Annotated in this window: 1 protein-coding gene; it reads left to right on the forward strand. The window is 51.5% G+C overall.

Going from position 1 to position 1,725, the window contains the following annotated elements; all coding sequences use genetic code 11:
* The first annotated feature begins 262 nt into the window (after positions 1-262).
* On the forward strand, positions 263-1,594 hold the full coding sequence (locus FGG15_RS20020; RefSeq protein WP_138839551.1) for an NHL domain-containing protein: 1,332 nt from the start codon (positions 263-265) through the stop codon (positions 1,592-1,594).
* The last annotated feature ends 131 nt before the right edge of the window (positions 1,595-1,725 follow it).

Here is a 1,725-nt window from a genome sequence, read left to right on the forward strand (position 1 = left end):
CGACATCATGTTGGAGCCGTTGCGAGTCGGCCTTTTGGCACGAAAATATCCCAATATGGAACTATTTTGGCATCAATGGACCGTTCGGCCTCACATCGAACAATACAAGGCACGTATGCGGCATCTTTAGGGACAAATGAGTTGTGTACGGGTGCAATCTCAGGGCTTAATTAGCATTAGTATAGTGTGTGAAATTTAGTGGTTGTCCGGAATTTGAAAGTTTCCGGTCAATCGATGTTAAATATATAAAACAAATAAAATAATGAGAATGTTCAAAAAGGTTACGGGGCCGGTCCCGTTAGGTCTTGTCCTATGTTTTTTGATGCTGGGCTGTCAGTCCGATGACATGGGTGACCCGGTATTGGTCTCGGTGAGCCCCATTGCGGGCCCGAAGCAGGCACTGGTGACCATTGGCGGGGAGAATTTTGGAAAGGACCCGGAAAAGGTCGAGGTTTATTTCAATGGTGCCAGTGCCAGTGTGGAAAGTGTTTCCATGGGGGCGATCACGGCCCGGGTGCCCGCCGGATGTTTGTCCGGTGCGATAAGGGTCGTTGTCAATGGTGTTGAGCTCTCGGGTCCGGAGTTCCAGTATGTTTTTTCGGAAACCAGGGTGGAGACCTTTGTTGGAAGCGGGGACGCAGGGTATGAGAATGGAGAGGGCGATATCGCCAAATTCAGTGGACCTGCCGCTATGGTCGGTGACTCCAAGGGCAACCTGTTCGTGACGGATGTATTGAACCATGCCGTTCGGAAGGTTGACGCAAACGGCCGGGTCTCGACCTTTGCGGGAGGGGATGCCCCGGAAGCTGAGGCGGGCTATGCCGATGGACCGGGGACAGATGCCAGGTTTGAGGGGCCATATGGAATTGTGGTTGATGACAATGACAATTTATATGTGGTGGATACGAACAATGCCAGGATCCGGATGATCGCCCCGTCGGGTGAGGTATCGACCATTGCCGGAAGCGGAGAACATGGTGGGGAGGATGGCGTGGGCCAAAGTGCTCAGTTCCATTATCCGAACAGAATGGTGATGGGAAATGACAATGCCCTTTATGTTACGGAGGGATCGACTGGTAGGATAAGGAGGGTCTCCATGGGCGATTTCAAAGTGACCACCTATGCCGGGTCGGAAGAGGGCTATCAGGACGGCCCGTTGCTTACCGCGAAATTCAATGTCCCTTCTGATCTTGCGATTGATCCCGATGGGGGCATGCTCATTTCGGATAATCAAAATGCGATGATCCGGAAAATTGAAGAAAATTCAGAAAACGTGACCACGCTGGTGGGCTCGGATGTTGGACACCGTGATGGCGATCTGGCCTCGGCTTTACTTTCCGGACCCCGGGGGATAGGGGTGGGTGCCGATGGAACGATATTCTTTGCCGATGGTGTCTGTATACGCCAGATCGATGCCGCGGGGAACGTCACCACGATTGCCGGAGACCCCAATTCGGAGGGCTACAGGGACGGTCCCGGTGACGTGGCCCTATTCCAAGGACTGTTTGGACTATGGCTTTCCGATGATAACAGGGAGATTTATGTGGCCGATACCTTTAATAATGTGATTAGAAAGATAATTCTAGTTGAATAGGGCGCCAAGTCCCAAACGACCATAAAAAGCTAAAACCATGAAAACCATAGGAATATTGAGATTAAGGGACATCTTTCTGTTGCTTGTCCTGCTGTCATTGGCACTGTCCTGTGGCTCTGACGACAACGGCA

Origin of the sequence: Flagellimonas algicola, assembly GCF_005937185.1 — a bacterium.
Taxonomy (GTDB): Bacteria; Bacteroidota; Bacteroidia; order Flavobacteriales; family Flavobacteriaceae; genus Flagellimonas; species Flagellimonas algicola.

What these genes read in the sequence shown, in the direction of transcription:
- FGG15_RS20020 (WP_138839551.1), top strand. Translation starts at nt 263, where the DNA reads ATGAGAATGTTCAAAAAGGTTACGGGGCCGGTCCCGTTAGGTCTTGTC.